Raw genomic sequence first — 16,357 nt, 5'->3', positions numbered from 1 at the left:
AGAATGCAATAGCGATATGCTGACGCCATGCGCTTCGACGCCCTGCACGAGGAACCGTGCTCGATCCTGCGGCCGCTCGCCCTGCTCGGTGACCGGTGGACGCTGGTGTTGCTACGCCAGGCGTTCGCGGGCGTCCGACGCTTCGAGCACTTCCAGTCCAGCCTGGGGATCAGCCGCTCCATGCTTGCGCAGCGGTTGGCTCGACTCGTGGACGCCGGGGTGCTGTCCCGCAGCGCCTACCGCGATGAGCGCCGCACCCGCTACGAATACCGGCTCACCGAAAAAGGACTGGACCTGTACCCGGTGCTGATGGCGTTGCGGGCATGGGGCGACAAGTATCTCGCACCCGACGGCCCCTTCGTCCGCTACCGGCACACGGCATGCGGCGGTCAGGTGGAGGTACGGCTGTGTTGCGACACCTGCGGTGACGAGGTCACCGCACGCGATGTCACACCCGAACCGGGGCCGGGTTCAGTCGATCTGCTGACCGACGTGGTCGCCGACCGGACTGCCCAGCGCGGCCACCCACCCGGTGATCTGGCGGGCGATGTGCTGATCGGTGAGCCCGATCTCGGTGAGGATCTCCGAACGTGACGCGTGCTCCAGGAACTGCTGCGGAACCCCGACGTCGCGGCATGGAACGTCGATCTCGTTGCGGCGCAACGCAGCCGAGATCAGGGAACCGATCCCACCGTTGACACCGTTGTCCTCGAGGGTGACGACGAGTTTGTGCGCGGACGCCAGCGCGTGCAGCGCCCTGGGCACCGGGATCACCCAGCGCGGGTCGACGACGGTGACACCGATGCCTTGCTGCTGCAGACGCTCGGCGACGGCGAGTCCCATCACCGCGAACGAACCGACCGCGACGAGCAGCACGTCGGTCGACAAGCCGTCGGCAGGCACCGCGAGGATATCCACGCCGTCACGCCGCTCCAGTGCCGGGATATCTTCTCCCACAGCACCTTTCGGGAATCTGATGGCCGTCGGACCGTCCTTGACGTCGAGCGCCTCGCCGAACTCCTCGCGCAGCCGCGCCGCGTCGCGCGGAGCCGCGACCCGAATACCGGGCACGATGCCCAGCATCGAGAGGTCCCACATGCCGTTGTGGCTGGCACCGTCGTTGCCGGTCACGCCGGCCCGATCCAGCACCATGGTGACCGGCAGCTTGTGCAAGGCGACATCCATCATCAGCTGATCGAATGCCCGGTTCAGGAACGTCGAGTAGATGGCCACCACGGGATGCATGCCACCCATCGCCAATCCGGCCGCCGACGTCATGGCGTGCTGTTCGGCGATGCCGACATCGAAGAAGCGGTCCGGATAGCGCTCCCGGAAGGCGCTCAGCCCGGTCGGGCCGGGCATCGCCGCGGTGATCGCGACGATATCGCGGCGGCGGGCCGCCTTCTGGATCAGCTCGTCGGAGAAGACCGAGGTCCACCCCGGCGGCGACGCAGCGGTCGAGCGCCCGGTGTGCGGGTCGATCACGCCCGTCGAGTGCATCTGCTCGGCTTCGTCGTTCTCGGCGAACGAATAGCCCATGCCCTTGCGGGTGACGACGTGCACGATCACCGGGGCGTTGAAACCACGGGCACTGCGCAGCGCTGCTTCGACGGCGCGCTCGTCATGGCCGTCGATCGGGCCGACATACTTCAGCCCCAGGTCGGTGAACATGACCTGCGGCGACAGCGCATCCTTGATGCCTGCCTTGACGCTGTGCATGCACTGGTAGCAGAGCTCACCGATCAACGGCACACCGCGCACGGTGTCGCGGCCCTTCTCCAGCAGCTTCTCGTAGCCCGGCTGCAGGCGCAGGCCGGCCAGATGGTCGGCGAGCCCGCCGATGGTCGGGGCGTAGCTGCGTCCGTTGTCGTTGACGACGATGACGATGGGCCGGTGTGCGGCGGCGATGTTGTTCAGCGCCTCCCAGCACATGCCGCCGGTCAGTGCCCCGTCACCGACGACCGCCACCACGTGCCGGTTGCGATGCCCGGACAACTCGAATGCCTTGGCCAACCCGTCGGCGTAGGACAGCGCGGTGCTGGCGTGGCTGGATTCCACCCAGTCGTGCTCGCTCTCGGTCCGCGACGGGTAACCGGACAGGCCGCCCTTCATCCGCAGGTTGGCGAACTCCGCGCAGCGGCCCGTGAGCATCTTGTGCACGTAGGCCTGGTGGCCGGTGTCGAAGATGATCGGGTCGTGCGGCGAGTCGAACACCCGGTGCAGCGCCAGGGTCAGTTCGACCACGCCGAGGTTCGGACCGAGATGACCGCCGGTTGCAGCAACCTTGTGAATCAGGAATTCACGGATTTCACAGGCCAGATCGTTGAGCTGCGACTGGGAAAGGTGCTGCAGATCTGCGGGTCCGCGGATCTGTTCAAGCATCCCGTCAGCTTACCCACGCAACACCGGTCAGTCCCGTCGAGCCTGATAGATGTCGGGCACACCGTCGCGGTCGGCGTCGGCGGTTTCCAGCGCGTGGATGCGCCGGTAGGCGGCATTGCGGCTGACCAGCACGACCGCAGCCAGCGCACCGGCCAGCACCGACCCGCCCAGCACCGCGATCTTGACATCGGTGTACGCCACGCTGCCCTCGGCAAAGGCCAGCTCGCCGATCAGCAGCGAGACGGTGAACCCGATACCGGCAAGCAGCGCCACCCCGAGGACGTCGCGCCAGGCCAGCTCGTCGTCCAGGCTGGCGCCGGTGAACCGGGCCAGCAGCCATGTGGTGCAGAACACACCGATCGGCTTGCCCAGCACCAGCCCGGCGATGATGCCGATCGTCACCGGATGCCGCAATGCGTCGCCAAGGCCGCTCAGCCCACCCACCGAGACGCCGGCCGCGAAGAACGCGAACACGGGCACCGCCACCCCGGCCGACAGCGGCCGCATGCGGTGTTCGACGGACTCGGCGGCGGCGTGGCGCCCCAGCACCGGAACGGTGAACCCCAGCAGCACCCCGGCCACGGTGGCGTGCACCCCGCTGGCATGCACCAGCGCCCAGGCGGTGACCGCCAGCGGGATGAGCAGCAGCGGGTGCCTGATGCCCTTCTGCACGGCCAGGCCGAACAGTCCGACCGGGACGAGCGCGGCCAGCAGAGGACCGGGCGCGAGATGCTCGGTGTAGAACGCGGCGATGACGGTGATCGCCAGCAGATCGTCGACGACGGCCAGGGTGAGCAAGAAGGTTCGCAGCGCGGTCGGCAGGTGGGTGGACAGCACGGCCAGCACTGCCAGCGCGAACGCGATATCGGTGGCGATGGGGACGGCCCAGCCGCCGAGATTCTCGCGGTGCCCGGCATTCACGGCCACGAAGATGGCGGCCGGCGCGATCATGCCGCCGACGGCCGCCGCGATCGGCAGCGCCGCACGGGCCGGATCGCGCAGATCACCGGCGACGAACTCGCGTTTGAGCTCGACGCCGACGACGAAGAAGAAGATGGCCAACAGCCCGTCGGCGGCCCACGCACTGATCGTCAGATTCAGGTGCAGCCCTTCGGGGCCGATGGTGAACGCGGAGAGTCGGCGGTAGCCGTCCGCCCACGGCGAGTTGGCCCAGATCAGCGCCGCGCCGGCCGCGACGAGCAGCAGCATGCCGCCGACGGTTTCGCCGCGCAGGATCTCGCTGAGCCGTTTGGCTTCCGGCCAGGAGCCCCGGCTCAGCAGTCGGCGTCTGATCATGAAATCTCCTGCGGGTAGCGGTCAGCGACGCCGACCAGACTTCCCGGCACACCAGCGCCCAGGTTATCGCGTCAGCACCGCCACGCACTCGACATGGTGGGTCAGCGGGAACGCATCGAACACCCGCAACTGTTCGACGGTGTACCCGTTGCGCAGGTACTCCCCCACGTCGCGAGCGAACGATGCCGTCTCACAGCCGATATGGATCACCCTCGGCACCCCGGCGATCATGTCGATCACCTCGCGACCGGCCCCGGTCCGCGGCGGGTCGAGCACCGCGACATCCGCCGTCGGGCGGCGCTGCCCCGACAATGCACGGCGTACCGAGTCCGTCACCACCGACACCCACGGCATATCGGCCAACGCCGCACGCGCCGCACGCGCCGATCCGCGGGAGGTGTCGACGGTCAACACCTGTCCCGACGCACCGACCTCGGCGGCCAGCGCGGCCGCGAAAACCCCTGCGCCACCGTAGAGGTCCCACGCCGACATACCCGGTCGCAGCCGGGCCGCATCGCGGATCAGCGCACTGTAGAGCTCCGGGGCGTCGCGGTGGGCTTGCCAGAACGCCGTCACCGGCACCTGCCACTGCCTGCCGCCGATGCGCTGTACCGCCTCGTAGTTACCCTCGACGACCTGTGTCTGAGCCTTGCGGCCGGGGCCGGTCTGCACGATATGCCGAACCCCGTCGTCGTCGACGGCGATGTGCAGTTGGGTCCCCGCCGGCCAGCGCGATCCGGCCACACCGTCCAGTAGCCCGGGCCGCAGCTGCCCGCAGTTCAGCTCGGGGTACAGCTCGGTGCTGTGGTAGCGGTGAAACCCGGCATGGCCGGACTCCGAGACATCGAGACGCACCCGGGTGCGCCACCCGGTGGCGCCGGTCGTGCCGACCTCTTCGGCCACGCCGCTCCACTCGAAGTTGCCCAGCCGGGCCAGCTGATTGGCCACCACCTCGCCCTTGAGCCGGCGGGCGGCCGACGGCTCGGCGAAGGCCAGGTCGCAGCAGCCCGAGCCATCCACACCGGCGATCGGGCACAACGGCTCGATCCGGTCCGGTGACGCCTCCAGCACCTCCAGAACGTCGGCATGCCAATACGATCCCCGCTCGGCGCGCACCCGAACCCGCACCGTCTCCCCCGGCAGGGCATAGCGGACGAACACCACCCGGCCGTCGTGGCGGGCCACGCAGCTGCCGCCGTTGGCCGCCGGCCCGATGGTCAGCGTCAGCTCGCTCAATCCAGGAAACCTCTACGGGCATCGCCGGGCGCGGACTGCGGCGCCAGCTTCTTGAGCCGTTCCGACGAGTTCAGCTGCCACGGCACCGAGGTCACCATCACATTCGGCTCGAACAGCAGCCTGCCCTTGAGCCGCAGCGCGCTCTGGTTGTGCAGCACCTGCTCCCACCAGTGCCCCACCACGTACTCGGGGATGAACACCGTCACCACGGTACGCGGCGACTCCTTCGTGACCCGCTTGACGTAATCCAGCACCGGCCTGGTGATTTCGCGATACGGCGAGGCGATCACCTTGAGCGGGACACTGACTTCGCTTTCCTCCCACTCGTGTACCAGCTGACGCGTCTCGGCGTCGTCGACGCTGACGGTGATGGCCTCCAGCACGTCCGGGCGGGTGGCCCTGGCGTAGGCCAGGGCCCGCCGGGTGGGCAGGTGCAGTTTGGACACCAGCACCACGGCGTGGTTACGGCTGGGCAGCACCATGTCACCCGCCGATTCCTCCTGCTCCTCCAGCTCGCGCGACACGGTGGCGTAATGCTTGTGGATGAGCTTCATGATGACGAACAGCGAGGACATCGCCAGGATCGCGATCCACGCCCCGGCAAGGAACTTCGTCAGGATGACGATGACGAGCACGGTGCCGGTGCACACGCAGCCGATGCTGTTGATCACCCGGGACCGCATCATGTGGCGGCGCACCGCCGGGTCGGTCTCGATACGCAGCAGCCTGGTCCAGTGCCGGACCATGCCGATCTGGCTGAGGGTGAACGAGACGAAGACACCGACGATGTAGAGCTGGATCAGCGCCGTCACCTCGGCGCGGAACGCCACCACGAACGCGATGGCGGCGAATGCCAGGAACAGGATGCCGTTGGAGAAGGCCAGCCGGTCACCGCGGGTGTGCAGCTGCCGTGGCAGGTAGCGGTCCTGCGCCAGGATCGAACCGAGCACCGGGAAACCGTTGAAGGCCGTGTTCGCGGCCAGCACCAAGATCAGTGCGGTGACCCCCGCGATGGCGTAGAGCCCGATCGGGAAGTCGTGGAACACCGCGTCGGCCAACTGCGCCACCAGGGTCTTCTGGTGGTATCCCGGGGGTGCTCCGACCAGCTGATCGGGGCTTTCGGCCATCTTCGCGCCGGTCTCCTTGGCCAGCACGATGATGCCGAGGAACAACGTCGTGGCGATCCCACCCAACAACAGCAGGGTGGTTGCGGCGTTGCGCGACTTGGGTTTCTGGAACGCCGGCACGCCGTTGCTGATGGCTTCCACACCGGTCAGCGCCGCGCAGCCGGACGAGAACGCCCTGGCCACCAGGAACACCATGGCCAGTCCGAGCACATCGCCGTGCTCGGAATGCATCTCGAAACCGGCCGACTCGGCCCGCAGTTCGTGCCCCAGGACGAAGATCTGGAAGAACCCCCACCCCAGCATCAGGTACATGCCGATCATGAATGCGTAGGTGGGAATCGCGAAGGCGGTGCCCGATTCGCGGATACCGCGCAGGTTCAGCGAGGCCAGCACCAAGATCGCCACCACCGCGAACACCACCTTGTGCTGGGCGATGAACGGGACCGCCGAGCCGATGTTCGACATCGCCGAGGCCATCGACACCGCCACGGTGAGGACATAGTCGACCAGCAACGCGCTGGCCACCGTCAGACCGGCGGTGTGCCCCAGGTTGGTGGTGACCACCTCGTAGTCACCACCGCCGGAGGGATAGGCGTGCACGTTCTGCCGGTAGCTGGCGATCACCACCATCATCACCGCGGCCACCGCCAACCCGACCCAGGGGGCCACCGAGTAGGAGGTCAGCCCGGCCACCGACAGCACCAGGAAGATCTCCTCCGGGGCGTAGGCGACCGACGACAAGGCGTCGGAGGCGAACACCGGCAGCGCGATCCGCTTCGGCAGCAGCGTGTGCGCGAGCTTGTCGCTGCGGAACGGCCTTCCCAGGACCAGCCGGCGCGCGGCGGTCGAAAGCTTGGACACGAGTGCCAAGACTAAGCCCACCGCCGATTGGCTGTAGCGTTCCGGGTGCGCACGGTTGAATGGCATGTCGGATAGGGCGCTGTTCCTGGCAGACGGGCGAGAGGACCCAGAGTGCGGGTAGTGGTGATGGGATGCGGCCGCGTGGGCGCATCGTTAGCGGACGGGCTGTCCCGGATCGGCCATGAAGTGGCCGTGATCGACCGTGACGGCACGGCGTTCAACCGGCTCTCCCCCGAGTTCACCGGCGAGCGGGTGCTGGGGATGGGCTTCGACCGCGATGTGCTGTTGCGGGCCGGCATCGAGGAGGCCGGCGCCTTCGCCGCCGTGTCCTCCGGCGACAACTCCAACATCATCTCGGCCAGGGTGGCCAGGGAGACCTTCCGGGTGGAGCGGGTGGTGGCCCGCATCTACGACGCCAAGCGTGCCGCCGTCTACGAACGCCTCGGCATCCCGACGGTGGCCACCGTGCCGTGGACCACCGACCGGCTGCTCAACGTGCTGACCCGGGAAACCGAAACCACCAAATGGCGCGACCCGTCCGGCAACGTCGGGGTGGCCGAGCTGCCGCTGCACGAGGAATGGGCCGGCCGCCCCATCACCGAACTGGAGGCCGCCACCGGTGGCCGGGTGGCGTTCCTGCTGCGGCTGGGAACGGGACTGCTGCCCGATGCCAAGACCGTCATCCAGGCCGGTGACAACGTCTACATGGCGGCCATCTCCGGGCATATCGCCGAAGCCATGGCCATCTCCGCACTGCCGCCCAGCGAGGACGAGAACTGATGAAGGTAGCCATCGCCGGTGCCGGCGCCGTCGGCCGGTCCATCGCCCGCGAACTCGTCGACAGCCACGACGTCACGCTGCTGGAACGGGACCCGCAACATATCGACGTCGACGCCATCCCCGCCGCACAGTGGCGCCTCGGCGACGCCTGTGAACTCAGCCTGCTGGAGTCGGTGAAGTTGGAGGAGTTCGACGTGGTGATCGCCGCCACCGGCGACGACAAGGCCAACGTGGTGGTCAGCCTGCTGGCCAAGACCGAGTTCGCCGTCCCGCGCGTGGTGGCCCGGGTCAACGATCCCCGCAACGAGTGGCTGTTCGACGAGAGCTGGGGCGTGGACGTCGCGGTATCCACCCCGCGGATGCTCGCCTCACTGGTCGAAGAGGCGGTGGCCGTCGGCGATCTGGTGCGGTTGATGAGTTTCCGCAAGGGCCAGGCGAATCTGGTCGAGATCACGCTGCCCGACGACACCCCGTGGGGCGGCAAGGCCGTCAAACGCCTCCAATTGCCCCGTGACGCCTCGCTGGTGACCATCCTGCGCGGGCCGCGGGTGATCGTGCCGGAGAGCGACGAACCCCTGGAGGGCGGCGACGAGCTGATCTTCGTGGCCGTCGCCGAGGTCGAGGAAGAACTGCGGGAACTGCTGCTGCACCCCGCGAAGCCCTAAGTCCGTTCGTCGGCCCGCTCATCGGTCTGGTCGGGCCGGTCTGCGGTGGCCGCGTGCTGCGCGTGCACGGCCCGCTGGGCGTACCGGATGGCGAAGTACGTGACGATCGCCGCGATGCCCGTCAGCGGCCAGCCCATCGCGATCCGGGCCACGCCGAGCCAGCCGGTCTCGTCGGCGTCATAGAGGCGGTGTTGGACCACGAACCGGGAGGCGAACACCGCGACCCACACCAGGGTGGCGACATCGAAGGCCAGCACGGCGCGGCGCACCTGGCGCCAGCCGCGGCCGTGATCGTTGATCCAGCCCCACACGTACCCGACGATCGGCCGGCGGATCAGCACCGACAGCGCGAACACCGCAGCCCAGATCAGCGAGGACCAGATGCCCAGCAGGAAATACCCTTTGGAGGCGCCGACCAGATAGGCGATCAGCGCACTGATACCGACCCCCATGAACCCGGACAGCGCGGGCTGCAGCGAGTCGCGGCGGAACAGCCGCCACAACAGCACGAGCGCGGCCACCCCGAGGGCGGCGCAGATCGCGGGCAGCAGACCCGCGGTGGTCGACACCGGAACGAACACCAGGACCGGCAGGGACGAATAGATCAGGCCGCTGACGCCGCCCATCTGGTCGAGAATGGCCCGCGCGCCGGTGTTCTGCGGCTTCTCGCCGTCCTCGACCTGGTCTGCTGTCCCCTGGTCGGGGTGGGTCACTTCTGAATCTCGTAGTGCGGGTTGTAGATCGCCTTGGATCCGTTTTCCAGCGTGCCCAGCCGCCCGTGCACCCGCAGGGTCCGGCCGGATTCGATGCCGGGGATGCGGCGTTGCCCCAGCCACACCAGCTGGACCGAGTCGGTGCCGTCGAACAATTCGGCGCGGACACCGCTGGCGCAACCCTTGGCGTTGGTCTCGACACAACGCAGGGTGCCCACCATCGTGACTTCTTGCCCGCGTCGACAGTCGATCGCGCGCTGCGCACCGGTGCTGGCCGCCTCGTCGCTGAGCTCCTCGACATCGAGCGTCTCGGGGTCTTCTGTGAGTCGCCGGGTGAGCCGGCGCAGATACCCTTCGGCCGTAGCCATGGCCTCTCCCTTGCCGCGAATCCGTCGTGGATCCGCTTCCCTAACCCTCGCCACCGTAGACCTGTTGGGTCCGAATCGCCACGTCGTGTCGGGCGCGTCGCGCCGATGGGTGCAACATCGAGTCATGGCGGTGAATCTGCGCGGTGTCACGACGGTCCTGCTGGCCGGTACCGGGTCTGACGATGACTATGTCTACCGGGCCTTTTCGGGTGCTTTACACGAGGTGGGAGCGGTTGTGGTGACACCGCCGCCGCAGCCGCGGCAGCTGATCGCCGGATATCTGGCCGCCCTGGACGACGCGGCGCGTGGTGACGAACACAACACCATTGCCGTCGGCGGCGTATCGATCGGCGCGGCGGTGGCGGCCGCCTGGGCGCTGGCACATCCGGCGCACACCGTGGCCGTGCTGGCCGCTTTGCCGGCGTGGACCGGCCAGCCCGGCAACGCCCCGGCGGCGTTGTCCGCGCAGCACACCGCGACGCTGTTGCGCACCGACGGGCTGGCCGCCACCGTGGCCACGATGCGGGCATCCAGCCCGGCCTGGTTGGGCGACGAACTGGCCCGGTCCTGGCTGGCGCAGTGGCCGGAACTGCCCGACGCCATGGACGAGGCGGCCCGGCATGTGGCACCGACGAACGCCGAACTGGCCACATTGGCGGTCCCGATGGGTGTGGCGGCCGCGACCGACGATCCGATCCATCCGGTCGACGTGGCGCTGGAGTGGGTGGCGGCCGCACCGCACGCGGCACTGCGCACGCTCACCCTGGACGTGTTGGGCGCCGATCCGGGCGCCCTGGGCGCGGCCTGCGTCGGGGCGCTGCTGGAGGTCTGACTAGCCGCCGGTGATGGTGCTGCGCAGCTGCTGCATGGCCGACATGGCGGTGCGGCGGGCGTCCTCCTGCGGCGGCGCCTGCTGCTCGGCCTGCGCCTGGGCTTGCGCCGCGGCGGCACGCAGCTGCTCGGCCATCGGGGCGGGCAGCTGCACGGCGAGCGGTGTGCGCACCGGCAGCGGGGTTTCGCCGCGACGAACCACCGTGTCGGCCAACGCTTCTCGCGCCTCGGCGGCGAGTGCGTCGACCGTCTCGGGTGCGCCGTTCACCACACAACGGATCATCCAGCGGTAGCCGTCGATTCCGATGAACCGCACGACGCCGGGCGTCTGCCCCTGCGGGGCGGCAGTCGCGACACCGACCACTTCGCGGCCCCAGCGGCCGTCCTCGATCCGCACCTTGGCGCCGTCCTTGCGCAGCGAGTCGGCCAGCTCACCGGCCACCTCACGCCACAGCCCAGCCGATTTCGGTGCCGCGTACGCCGCGATGGTGAAGCGCCCGTTGGGCGTCACCACCCAGACCGAGCTGGGCACGCCCTGATCGGTGAGCTCGACCTGCACCTGACCGGCCTCGGGCATGGGGACGAGCACCGACCCGAGGTCCAGCCGGGCCACCGTGGCGGCTTCGGGGTCGTCGAAATCCTCGATGTCGAAGGGGCCGTCGAAATCGTCGTTATCTGCCATCACAAACTCGCATGTCCGCCGGATGAACCGTGGCCACCATCGCCACGGGAGGTATCGGCCAGCCCGGCCTCGTCGAACGACGACACCTCCACCAGCTCGGGAAGTTCGACCCGCTGCACCAGCAGTTGGGCGATGCGGTCACCGCGCCGGATCACAATCGGCTGCTCCGGGTCGAGATTGATCAGGGTCACCTTGATCTCCCCACGGTACCCGGCATCGACGGTGCCGGGACTGTTCACGATCGAAAGGCCCACGCGCGTAGCCAAACCCGAACGGGGATGCACCAATCCGACCATTCCGTGTGGGATGGCGACGGCGATCCCGGTGGGCACCAGGGCGCGGCGGCCGGGCGCCAGTTCCAGGTCGACGGCGCTGAACAGGTCCACACCCGCGTCGCCGTCGTGGGCCCGGCTGGGCATCGGTAGTTCGCGGTCCAGACGCACGACCGCCAGAGAAGTGGGCACGACGCGAGAGATTACCCTTGGCCACGTGTCTGACACGCGCGCAACCACCCAATCGCTGCGTTATCGGGAACGGCTGACGGTGCCGTGGTGGTTCTGGCCGCCCGCGTTGGGGCTGGCCGCCCTGATCGCGACCGAGGTGAACATGGGTGTGCAGAGCCTGCCCGACTGGGTGCCATTCGCGGTGCTGCTACCGGTGGCCGCGGCCGTGCTGGTCTGGATGAGCAGGATGGAGGTGCGGGTGGTCGACGGGCCCGGCGGGGCGGAGTTGTGGGCTGGTCCGGCGCATCTGCCGGTCGGTGTCGTCTCCCGCTCGGCGGAGGTGCCGAAGTCGGCCAAGTCGGCGGCGCTGGGCCGCCAGCTCGACCCCGCCGCCTATGTGTTGCATCGGGCTTGGGTGGGGCCCATGGTGCTGGTCGTCCTCGACGATCCCGACGACCCCACGCCGTACTGGTTGGTGAGCTGCCGGCACCCGGACCGGGTGCTGGCAGCCCTGCGCTCCTGAGCGCCTGTTAGGCGGCGCAGTCGGTGCAGATCATCACGCCGTTCTTCTCGCTGGCGAGCCGGCTGCGGTGATGCACCAAAAAGCAGCTCGAGCACGTGAATTCGTCGGCTTGCTTCGGAATGACGCGCACCGAGAGTTCTTCGCCCGACAGGTCGGCGCCGGGTAGTTCGAACGATTCCGCAGACTCGGACTCGTCGACGTCCACGACGGCCGATTGGGCCTCGTTGCGCCGGGCCTTGAGCTCCTCCAGCGAATCCTCTGACACGTCGTCGGTCTCTGAACGCCGCGGCGCGTCGTAGTCGGTAGCCATCTCATCCCCTCCGTTACCTTGCAGCAGAGCTTTGTACCAGCGTCGAACGCCTACACCAAATGATTCGTGCCCCGAATGCACGCCGAAGGGGTGTGATTTGCATCACATCCCTTCTCACCGGCTGGGCGACGGTACCGGCCGATGCCTCTAAGGTGCAGGGGTGGTCGCTCTCATCACCGACGGAACGGCGTTCGACAAGCACGGTCGCCCGTTCCGCAGACGGAACCATGTGCCCATCCTGTGCCTGTTCCTGGCGCTGGCCGTAGCCACCGGCGTGGTGTGGGTGATCGCGCTTAACCGGCCCACCGATGTGCACGAGGCAGTGGCCTGCAACGCGCCGCCACCGGCCACCGACCCGAACGCACCCAAGCTCGGCCAGCAGGTGGCACGCGACACCATGACCGACGTGACGCCGGCCAAGCTGGCCGACACCAAGATCAAGGTGCTCAACGCCAGCGGCCAGGGCGGCCAGGCCGCCGAGGTGTCCGGCGCACTACGCGATCTGGGCTTCGCCCAGCCCACCGCATCCAATGACCCCATCTACGCCGGCACCCGGCTGGAATGCCAGGGTCAGATCCGGTTCGGCCCCGCCGGCCAGGCCGCCGCCGCGGCGGTGTGGCTGGTGGCGCCGTGCACCGAGCTGTTCCAGGACCAGCGCACCGACGACTCCGTCGACCTCGCCGTGGGCACCGAATTCACCGAGTTCAGCCACAACGACGATATCGACGCGATGCTGGCCAGTCTGCGACCCGACGCCACCCAGCCGCCGGATCCCGCGCTGCTGCGCAAGATCCACAGCGCCGCCTGCTGATCAGCCGGCGCCGAGGGCATCCAGCGCGGCACCGAGCGGGCCGGCCACCCCCGGTGCTGCCGCGTAGAGCATGTCGGGGTCCGGCAGGTGCACGACCGCACCGGCCTCGGTTGCGATGAGCACCCCGGCCGACCAGTCCCAGACGTGCACATCGTCCTCGAAGTAGGCGTCCATCTGACCGGCGGCCACCATGCACAGGTCCAGCGCGCACGAGCCGATCCGACGGATATCGCGAATCTGGGGCAGCAACGCGGCCAGCACCTGCGCCTGCCGGGCCCTGCGCTGCGCGTCGTACGAGAAGCCGGTGCCCACCAGAGCCAGACTCAGATCATCGATATCGTTGCAGCGCAACGTCCTTGACTGTCCGCTTCGGGTTACGGTGGCGCCGTGGCCGAGCGCCGCCGAGTACAGTTCGCCGGTGGCCACGTTGGCCACCGCGCCGGCCACCGAGGTGCCGTCGATCTGCACGCCCACCGACACGGCGTAGTCGGCGATGCCGTAGACGAAGTTCACCGTGCCGTCGATCGGGTCGATCACCCAGACCGGACGCCCCGGTTCGGCCTCCGCCGAACCGCCCTCCTCTTCGCCGAGCACCTGGTCGCCGGGCCGCAGCACCGCCAGTCGGTCCCGGATCAACCGCTCGGTCTCGGTGTCCACCACGGTCACCGGGTCGGTCGGCGTGCTCTTGGAACGCACCGACCGGGCGGCGGTGGCCGCGCTCGCGAACACCTCACCGCGGCGGCGGGAGACGAAATCGGCAGCCTCGGTGGCCAGTTGCTCGGCCACGGAGCGCAACGTCAGCGGATCACAGTTGTTGGTTTGCACACCCACCATCGCAACACAGCATGTCTCGGGGCACTAATGTGTGTGGCGCGTCGCATCCGCCGTCCTGTGAGGAGCGCTCATGACCGACCCCGAGTCCAGCACGCCGCGCCGCGGGTTCGGCGTCGACGTCGGCGGCAGCGGCATCAAGGGCGGCATCGTCGACCTGGACAGCGGCACGCTCATCGGTGAACGGTTCAAGCTCCCGACACCACAGCCCTCCACCCCGGAGGCCGTCACAAAGACGGTGGCCGCGGTGGTCCGTGAGTTCGGCTGGACCGGGCCACTCGGGGTCACCTATCCAGGCGTGGTGACCAACGGGATCGTGCGCACCGCGGCGAACGTCGACAAGGGCTGGATCGGCACCAACGCCGTCGACATCATCAGCACCGAACTGGGCGGTGCGCCCGTCACCGTGCTCAACGACGCCGACGCCGCCGGGCTCGCCGAGGAACGGTTCGGCGCCGGCAAGGACAAGTCCGGGGTGATCGTGCTGTTGACCTTCGGCACCGGTATCGGCTCGGCCGTGATCCACAACGGCGTGCTGCTGCCCAACACCGAGTTCGGCCATCTGGAGGTGGACGGCAAGGAGGCCGAGCACCGGGCCGCGTCCTCGGTCAAAGAGCGCAAGGAGTGGAGCTACGAGCGCTGGTCGCAGGAGGTCACCAAGGTGCTGGTGGCCATCGAGAACGCGATCTGGCCGGATCTGTTCATCGCCGGCGGCGGTATCAGCCGCAAGGCCGACAAGTGGATTCCCCTGTTGAAGAACCGCACGCCGGTGGTGGCCGCGACACTGCTCAACGAGGCCGGCATCGTCGGGGCCGCGCTGGCCGCCTCAGCGAGCGCGGACGGTACCGCGGGCAGCGCCTGATCGGTCGCCGGCGACGCGCGCGAACGGGCCGAATTTGCCGCACGGCACAGCCTTATCTCACACTGTCGTTACAATGGTCAACGGCGGCCGCCTACCGAATAGCGGCGGGTTTCCGAGCAGAGATCATCGCCAATATTCGACACAGCCGACGCTTTCCGGTGGTGCATGCGTGCGCACCGGGATCCGCAAGACCGAAAGGGTGTACGTGGCAGCGACAAAAGCAAGCCCGGCAACCGACGAGCCGGTGAAGCGCACCGCCGCCAAGACTCCTGCGAAAAAGGCCCCGGCCAAGGCCACCGCCGCCAAGGCGCCGGCCAAGCGGGCCACCAAGGCCCCGGCCAAGAAGGCCGCCGCGAAGGCGGCGGGTAAGGCCGATATCGATCCCGATGCCGTAGACCTCGGGGACGACCTGGAGGCCGACGACCTCGACGTGGAGCCCGGTGACGATCTCGAGGTCGACGACGTCGTCCTCGATGACGACCTGGAGGCCGACGCCGAGGACGAGAGCGACGACACCGAGGCCGACGAGGAGGAGGCCGACGTCGTCGAGGGCGCGGCCGACGCCGCCGCCAAGCCTGCCGCCAAGGCCGCCGAGGCCGACGAGGAGCACCCCGAACCGTCCGAGAAGGACAAGGCCTCCGGCGACTTCGTCTGGGACGAGGAAGAGTCCGAGGCCCTGCGCCAGGCCCGCAAGGACGCCGAACTCACCGCATCCGCCGACTCGGTCCGCGCGTACCTGAAGCAGATCGGCAAGGTCGCCCTGCTCAACGCCGAGGAGGAGGTCGAACTCGCCAAGCGCATCGAGGCCGGCCTGTACTGCACCCAGTTGATGCTCGAACTCGCCGAGAAGGGCGAGAAGCTGACCACCGCCCAGCGCCGCGACTACCAGTGGATCTGCCGCGACGGTGACCGCGCCAAGAATCATCTGCTGGAGGCCAACCTGCGTCTGGTGGTGTCGCTGGCCAAGCGCTACACCGGCCGCGGCATGGCGTTCCTGGACCTGATCCAAGAGGGCAACCTGGGTCTGATCCGCGCGGTGGAGAAGTTCGACTACACCAAGGGTTACAAGTTCTCCACCTACGCCACCTGGTGGATCCGCCAGGCCATCACCCGCGCGATGGCCGACCAGGCCCGCACCATCCGTATCCCGGTGCACATGGTCGAGGTGATCAACAAGCTGGGCCGCATCCAGCGCGAGCTGCTGCAGGACCTGGGCCGCGAACCCACGCCAGAAGAACTGGCCAAGGAAATGGACATCACGCCGGAGAAGGTGCTGGAGATCCAGCAGTACGCGCGTGAGCCCATCTCGCTGGACCAGACCATCGGCGACGAGGGCGACAGCCAGCTCGGCGACTTCATCGAAGATTCCGAAGCCGTCGTGGCCGTCGACGCCGTCTCCTTCACGCTGCTGCAGGACCAGCTGCAGTCGGTCCTGGAGACGCTGTCCGAGCGCGAGGCCGGTGTGGTCCGGCTGCGCTTCGGCCTGACCGACGGGCAGCCGCGCACCCTCGACGAGATCGGACAGGTCTACGGCGTCACGCGCGAACGTATCCGCCAGATCGAGTCGAAGACCATGAGCAAGCTGCGGCATCCCAGCCGTTCGCAGGTGCTGCGCGACTACCTCGACTAGGTCGTC

At 68.5% G+C, this 16,357-nt stretch carries 17 protein-coding genes and 1 pseudogene; 8 read left to right on the top strand and 10 right to left on the bottom strand.

What is annotated here, in order from left to right; all coding sequences use genetic code 11:
* Nucleotides 1-27: 27 nt before the first annotated feature.
* Nucleotides 28-471 (top strand): annotated as a pseudogene (locus SBI67_RS23130) (winged helix-turn-helix transcriptional regulator); the annotation flags it as partial.
* On the opposite strand, the gene dxs reads toward SBI67_RS23130, so the two are convergent.
* From dxs to SBI67_RS23110, 4 genes are all read right to left on the bottom strand, one after another.
* Entirely contained in the window at nucleotides 472-2,382 is a 1,911-nt protein-coding gene (gene dxs, locus SBI67_RS23125; protein WP_318982797.1) for a 1-deoxy-D-xylulose-5-phosphate synthase, read from the bottom strand.
* A 27-nt stretch (nucleotides 2,383-2,409) separates the two neighbouring features.
* Nucleotides 2,410-3,678, bottom strand: a complete 1,269-nt coding sequence (nhaA, locus tag SBI67_RS23120) for a Na+/H+ antiporter NhaA (RefSeq protein WP_318982796.1) — start codon at nucleotides 3,676-3,678, stop codon at nucleotides 2,410-2,412.
* Nucleotides 3,679-3,741: 63 nt separating this feature from the next.
* A complete protein-coding gene (locus SBI67_RS23115) occupies nucleotides 3,742-4,914 on the bottom strand; it encodes a class I SAM-dependent RNA methyltransferase (RefSeq protein ID WP_318982795.1) in 1,173 nt (390 codons plus the stop codon).
* Nucleotides 4,911-6,902, bottom strand: coding sequence for an APC family permease (locus SBI67_RS23110; RefSeq protein ID WP_318982794.1), 1,992 nt, complete (start codon nucleotides 6,900-6,902; stop codon nucleotides 4,911-4,913). The genes SBI67_RS23115 and SBI67_RS23110 overlap by 4 nt, the downstream gene beginning before the upstream one ends.
* A gap of 111 nt (nucleotides 6,903-7,013) precedes the next feature.
* Between SBI67_RS23110 and SBI67_RS23105 the strand changes: the two genes are divergently transcribed.
* Both SBI67_RS23105 and SBI67_RS23100 read left to right on the top strand, forming a co-directional pair.
* Nucleotides 7,014-7,682: a potassium channel family protein gene (locus SBI67_RS23105; protein WP_109762181.1), complete on the top strand. Its 669-nt coding sequence runs from the start codon at nucleotides 7,014-7,016 to the stop codon at nucleotides 7,680-7,682.
* On the top strand, nucleotides 7,682-8,347 hold the full coding sequence (locus SBI67_RS23100; protein ID WP_318982793.1) for a potassium channel family protein: 666 nt from the start codon (nucleotides 7,682-7,684) through the stop codon (nucleotides 8,345-8,347). The genes SBI67_RS23105 and SBI67_RS23100 overlap by 1 nt, the downstream gene beginning before the upstream one ends.
* Here the strand turns inward: SBI67_RS23100 and SBI67_RS23095 are convergent.
* Together SBI67_RS23095 and SBI67_RS23090 are read right to left on the bottom strand one after the other, a co-directional pair.
* Complete coding sequence (locus SBI67_RS23095) at nucleotides 8,344-9,060, bottom strand: DUF3159 domain-containing protein (RefSeq protein ID WP_318982792.1); 717 nt, start codon at nucleotides 9,058-9,060, stop codon at nucleotides 8,344-8,346. The genes SBI67_RS23100 and SBI67_RS23095 overlap by 4 nt on opposite strands.
* Entirely contained in the window at nucleotides 9,057-9,428 is a 372-nt protein-coding gene (locus tag SBI67_RS23090) for an OB-fold nucleic acid binding domain-containing protein (protein ID WP_024449780.1), read from the bottom strand. The genes SBI67_RS23095 and SBI67_RS23090 overlap by 4 nt, the downstream gene beginning before the upstream one ends.
* A gap of 124 nt (nucleotides 9,429-9,552) precedes the next feature.
* Here SBI67_RS23090 and SBI67_RS23085 point away from each other — a divergent pair, with 124 nt between their 5' ends.
* On the top strand, nucleotides 9,553-10,260 hold the full coding sequence (locus SBI67_RS23085; RefSeq protein ID WP_318982791.1) for an alpha/beta hydrolase: 708 nt from the start codon (nucleotides 9,553-9,555) through the stop codon (nucleotides 10,258-10,260).
* On the opposite strand, the gene SBI67_RS23080 is transcribed toward SBI67_RS23085, so the two are convergent.
* Both SBI67_RS23080 and dut read right to left on the bottom strand, forming a co-directional pair.
* Nucleotides 10,261-10,941: a DUF3710 domain-containing protein gene (locus SBI67_RS23080; RefSeq protein ID WP_318982790.1), complete on the bottom strand. Its 681-nt coding sequence runs from the start codon at nucleotides 10,939-10,941 to the stop codon at nucleotides 10,261-10,263.
* Complete coding sequence (dut, locus tag SBI67_RS23075) at nucleotides 10,941-11,405, bottom strand: dUTP diphosphatase (RefSeq protein WP_318982789.1); 465 nt, start codon at nucleotides 11,403-11,405, stop codon at nucleotides 10,941-10,943. Before dut ends, SBI67_RS23080 begins: the two co-directional genes overlap by 1 nt.
* Nucleotides 11,406-11,430: 25 nt before the next feature.
* On the opposite strand from dut, the gene SBI67_RS23070 reads away from it, so the two are divergent.
* A complete protein-coding gene (locus SBI67_RS23070) occupies nucleotides 11,431-11,907 on the top strand; it encodes a DUF3093 domain-containing protein (protein ID WP_318982788.1) in 477 nt (158 codons plus the stop codon).
* 7 nt (nucleotides 11,908-11,914) lie between these two features.
* Here SBI67_RS23070 and SBI67_RS23065 read toward each other — a convergent pair whose 3' ends face one another.
* Nucleotides 11,915-12,217, bottom strand: coding sequence for a DUF4193 domain-containing protein (locus tag SBI67_RS23065; RefSeq protein WP_024449775.1), 303 nt, complete (start codon nucleotides 12,215-12,217; stop codon nucleotides 11,915-11,917).
* A 160-nt stretch (nucleotides 12,218-12,377) separates the two neighbouring features.
* On the opposite strand from SBI67_RS23065, the gene cei reads away from it, so the two are divergent.
* Nucleotides 12,378-13,028: an envelope integrity protein Cei gene (gene cei, locus SBI67_RS23060; protein ID WP_318982787.1), complete on the top strand. Its 651-nt coding sequence runs from the start codon at nucleotides 12,378-12,380 to the stop codon at nucleotides 13,026-13,028.
* On the opposite strand, the gene SBI67_RS23055 is transcribed toward cei, so the two are convergent.
* Complete coding sequence (locus SBI67_RS23055; RefSeq protein ID WP_318982786.1) at nucleotides 13,029-13,862, bottom strand: inositol monophosphatase family protein; 834 nt, start codon at nucleotides 13,860-13,862, stop codon at nucleotides 13,029-13,031.
* A gap of 70 nt (nucleotides 13,863-13,932) precedes the next feature.
* Here SBI67_RS23055 and ppgK point away from each other — a divergent pair, with 70 nt between their 5' ends.
* Together ppgK and SBI67_RS23045 are read left to right on the top strand one after the other, a co-directional pair.
* Nucleotides 13,933-14,721: a polyphosphate--glucose phosphotransferase gene (gene ppgK / locus SBI67_RS23050; RefSeq protein WP_318982785.1), complete on the top strand. Its 789-nt coding sequence runs from the start codon at nucleotides 13,933-13,935 to the stop codon at nucleotides 14,719-14,721.
* A gap of 205 nt (nucleotides 14,722-14,926) precedes the next feature.
* Nucleotides 14,927-16,351, top strand: coding sequence for an RNA polymerase sigma factor (locus SBI67_RS23045; RefSeq protein ID WP_318983032.1), 1,425 nt, complete (start codon nucleotides 14,927-14,929; stop codon nucleotides 16,349-16,351).
* The last annotated feature ends 6 nt before the right edge of the window (nucleotides 16,352-16,357 follow it).

The organism is Mycolicibacterium chengduense (assembly GCF_033741155.1).
Lineage (GTDB): Bacteria > Actinomycetota > Actinomycetes > Mycobacteriales > Mycobacteriaceae > Mycobacterium.
The sequence above is the reverse complement of the archived record's forward strand: the minus strand, read 5'-3'. Positions and strand labels throughout refer to the sequence as shown.

What these genes read in the sequence shown, in the direction of transcription:
- dxs (WP_318982797.1), bottom strand. Translation starts at nt 2,382, where the DNA reads ATGCTTGAACAGATCCGCGGACCCGCAGATCTGCAGCACCTTTCCCAG.
- nhaA (WP_318982796.1), bottom strand. Translation starts at nt 3,678, where the DNA reads ATGATCAGACGCCGACTGCTGAGCCGGGGCTCCTGGCCGGAAGCCAAA.
- SBI67_RS23100 (WP_318982793.1), top strand. Translation starts at nt 7,682, where the DNA reads ATGAAGGTAGCCATCGCCGGTGCCGGCGCCGTCGGCCGGTCCATCGCC.
- SBI67_RS23090 (WP_024449780.1), bottom strand. Translation starts at nt 9,428, where the DNA reads ATGGCTACGGCCGAAGGGTATCTGCGCCGGCTCACCCGGCGACTCACA.
- SBI67_RS23085 (WP_318982791.1), top strand. Translation starts at nt 9,553, where the DNA reads ATGGCGGTGAATCTGCGCGGTGTCACGACGGTCCTGCTGGCCGGTACC.
- SBI67_RS23080 (WP_318982790.1), bottom strand. Translation starts at nt 10,941, where the DNA reads ATGGCAGATAACGACGATTTCGACGGCCCCTTCGACATCGAGGATTTC.
- SBI67_RS23065 (WP_024449775.1), bottom strand. Translation starts at nt 12,217, where the DNA reads ATGGCTACCGACTACGACGCGCCGCGGCGTTCAGAGACCGACGACGTG.
- SBI67_RS23055 (WP_318982786.1), bottom strand. Translation starts at nt 13,862, where the DNA reads ATGGTGGGTGTGCAAACCAACAACTGTGATCCGCTGACGTTGCGCTCC.
- ppgK (WP_318982785.1), top strand. Translation starts at nt 13,933, where the DNA reads ATGACCGACCCCGAGTCCAGCACGCCGCGCCGCGGGTTCGGCGTCGAC.